The organism is Antiquaquibacter metalliresistens (assembly GCF_029211225.1).
Lineage (GTDB): Bacteria > Actinomycetota > Actinomycetes > Actinomycetales > Microbacteriaceae > Rhodoglobus > Rhodoglobus metalliresistens.
This window is the reverse complement of sequence record NZ_JARGEM010000016.1, coordinates 1-3,053: the sequence shown is the minus strand read 5'-3', so window position 1 is coordinate 3,053 and position 3,053 is coordinate 1. Positions and strand designations below refer to the sequence as shown.

Here is a 3,053-nt window from a genome sequence, read left to right as displayed (position 1 = left end):
TTTTGTCGGTTCTCACCTGACCATCGCACGATGGCTCACCACGTCCACGACGTGACACTCGAGCCCGAGAACTACACCACCCCATGGGACGTCACCGGCTTCGGGAGATCGCCGGGCACGACAAAGCCACCATTCCGCAGGTTGTGACCTGCTACCGCGCAGCGGGCTGGCCCCTGCCAAGCGACGTCGGGAACGCGGCGTCGAAGGCTGTAAACGCCGGATACCTGAGTTCAGGAAAGACCGAGGACCTCCAGCTCAGCTCACTCGGGATCAACCTCGTCGACAACGACCTGCCACGTTCGAAGGCCTAGCCGCCGTGATCAGGGGCACCGATGTTGCCGCACGGCCGGAGTTCGATTCAGGATAGAGCTTGACGCCCGACCCACCGGCGCCCACGCCCGGCGGCCAGCATCCCCCCGACCAAGAACAGCGCCGCCGCACCCAGCGCGACGACGACCTCGGGTGCCGCGGATCCCGTCGCCGGGAGGATGCGCCTGCTGTCTTCGATGAGCAGCCGGAGGATGGGCACGGCGATCTGATCGCTGTCCACCCGCTCCTTGTTGAACATCGTGGTGACGCCCGTCCGCTCGCTCGGGGCGATCACGGCGTCGGTGCTGGAGCCGGCCGTGCCGCCGTTCTTGAACGCCCAGGGTGCGCCCACGTGCGACGTCTCGGCGGAGTAGAGCTGCCAGGCGAGCCCCATGTGGAAGTCGGCCGGGTCGCATTGCGTGGCCGTGGAGCAGACGGTGGTGATGGCCCTGACCGGCCGGAGGGTGTGCGCCATCGATTGCACGCCGAGGATCGCGGTGGAGGTTCAGCAGCCCGAACCGCCAGCGAGTAGAGCCAGTTGGTGACCGGCTACCACAGCGGGGCCCGGCCCCAGAGGGCCCAGTGTCTGTCGCGGATGACCTTTAGGGGTAAGGAGGCGAAGTCACGCCGGAATGGTACGCCAGGACGTTGGACTCATCGCCCGCATAGACCGCGCCATACGTTGGCACGGGGCTGGTGATCGCGAATCGGTCCTCGTCGGCGATCTGGTCGGCGTCGGGACGGATGTTTCCCTTGGCATCGAGGTAGACCGTGACGAACTCGCCGTCGGGAGAGACAACGTCGATCGCATACAGCCACCGGGCTGTTCCCTCTGGAGCATCGTTGACCCGAAGGGTCAGCAATAGCCGGGTCGCAAGAGTGATGGATAGTTCGTCGTCGGCAAAGAAGGGTTCGCCATCGGCAGTGAACGCTTCCGCGGTCAGCAGATCGAAGACGATAGTGCGGTTCGTGGTGCCACCCTGGCCTCCTGTTGGCATGTCGATGTAGGTTCCGGCGAGAGGGGCGCTCAGTTCGACGGCGAAGGGCCGTATTGCTGTGATCGTCACCTCTTCGCCGATGTTGCCGGTGATGAAGAACACACCGCGGCTTGCCCCGATCGGTACGGCGCTTGGCGGCAGATCGTAGGAGAGGAGGTCAGCGCCCTCGGGTGAGTTCGCTGCGACTACTTCATCGGTGGCGAACTCCCAGCCGCCGATCGAGTGCGGGCGCGCCTCAATATTGAAGGGACTCTCCGGGTCGAACTTCGCCTGGGTTATCTCGGATAGTAGTACCGTTCCCTGGTTCGATATCGCGGTTCCGATCGCGGTCAGGGACGGTGCCGCGATGCCCGCGGCGATGCATCCAACGATCACGGCGCGGCGCGTCTTCCATGCGGTCGTTCGTGGCTCCTTGGCCGCGGCGGCTGGCTCCTGCGGGGGTGTTCTAGTTGGCATCACAACCTCCAGTGACGACGGACGTGAAGATGCTTGGTTCGAGGTCCGGGCGGATGTCTTGCCTTCCCGCAATCGGCGATAGATATGCCAAACAATGCCCCTGCCGTAGGTAGGTGCGCGTAGTCTCCCGGACGACCTCTTCGTCGATGAACGCGGAAGGATCAGTTGAAGACCAGGTTAACCACGCTCTCTGGGCTTCGGCCTCGGACGGAAGTCGAGTGACGCCGACCTCCATCGCGCCGGTCGCATCGCGGGTGCTTATCTCTAGCCGCACCACGTCCGGATACTCGGTCGCCTCCGCATCGATGACGTAGTCGGTGCTCCCAATCGACAGGCGGCCCTCGTCGATGATTTGGAGGGCAACATGGTTGGGGGCCGGCGGGCGCCGCGTCAACTCGATCCGTCGGATGGTCGTCGCACTCCCGGCGGTGCGCTCGACGGCGGCGTCGCCGGATCGCAGCATCGTGATGCCAATCACCCCACCGTCGCTGAGGTCTTTGCCGAGTTCCGCGCCGTCGCGTGGGTCGTAGAAGGTGTAGACGTGGGCATTGAACCCCGCGACTATCCGGCTCCCAACCGTGAACCTTGCGGGGTCGCGCGGAACGACGATGCCGCCGTCGCGGTTGATGAAGAGCGTCGGACCTTCGAGGCTCGGCGTGATCGCCAGGTCGTCGCCCACAAGTGCGAACGTCGCCGAACCGAGGTCAGCGCCAGCGTAGACGAGGCGCTCATCTCGAATGACCGCGGCGACATCACCTTCGTTCGACTGGAACACAACATAGGGACCCAAGGTGGAGTCGTTCGAGTACCCGATCAACGAGCCACTCACCTCGAATCGGCTGACCTCGTGGAGGTCATCATCGAGGTGCACGATGTTCACCGGTGTACTCGGGCAGTTCAGCTCGAGGAAATAGCCATCGCCGGTCGGATTCTCTGCACCCCCGTAGGTTGTGCAGCCGTCGCCGGCATCCCAGGTCCGATCGGTCCGGATGCCGGAGAGGTCTCCAAGCCGCACCGTCCCGTCGTCACTTCTGAACACGAAGTCGCCATCTCGTGTCGCGATCAGTGGCGCGTCAACAAATGACCGGACCCAGTCACTTTCCCCTGAGAGGGTGTCGAAGGCGGTGACGATCGAATCGTCGCCTACGCGTTGTCGCGCGAAGATCGTGTTCCCCACCAACTCGAACGAGGCCGGGGCTTGACCCCTGATCTTGGACACGCTGATTCCAGCACGGCGCTGGGGAAGCGAGAATCCAAGGGATGGCAAGGAAGAACTACACGGACGAGTTC

3 protein-coding genes are annotated in these 3,053 nt (G+C 64.1%); all 3 read right to left on the bottom strand.

Annotated elements, in window-relative coordinates:
- Positions 1 to 358 precede the first annotated feature (358 nt).
- The 3 genes from PYV02_RS15225 to PYV02_RS15215 all read right to left on the bottom strand — a co-directional run bounded on the left by PYV02_RS15225 (position 359) and on the right by PYV02_RS15215 (position 2,982).
- Positions 359 to 784, bottom strand: coding sequence for a hypothetical protein (locus PYV02_RS15225; protein ID WP_275759928.1), 426 nt, complete (start codon positions 782 to 784; stop codon positions 359 to 361).
- A 127-nt stretch (positions 785 to 911) separates the two neighbouring features.
- The gene (locus PYV02_RS15220; protein WP_275759927.1) at positions 912 to 1,763 is read right to left on the bottom strand and encodes a hypothetical protein; all 852 of its coding nucleotides are present in this window, start codon (positions 1,761 to 1,763) and stop codon (positions 912 to 914) included.
- Entirely contained in the window at positions 1,753 to 2,982 is a 1,230-nt protein-coding gene (locus tag PYV02_RS15215) for a hypothetical protein (protein ID WP_275759926.1), read from the bottom strand. The genes PYV02_RS15220 and PYV02_RS15215 overlap by 11 nt, the downstream gene beginning before the upstream one ends.
- Positions 2,983 to 3,053: the final 71 nt, after the last annotated feature.

Bases quoted from the DNA above. Each gene is read 5' to 3' on its own strand.
- PYV02_RS15225 (WP_275759928.1), bottom strand. From the start codon at position 784: ATGGCGCACACCCTCCGGCCGGTCAGGGCCATCACCACCGTCTGCTCC.
- PYV02_RS15220 (WP_275759927.1), bottom strand. From the start codon at position 1,763: ATGCCAACTAGAACACCCCCGCAGGAGCCAGCCGCCGCGGCCAAGGAG.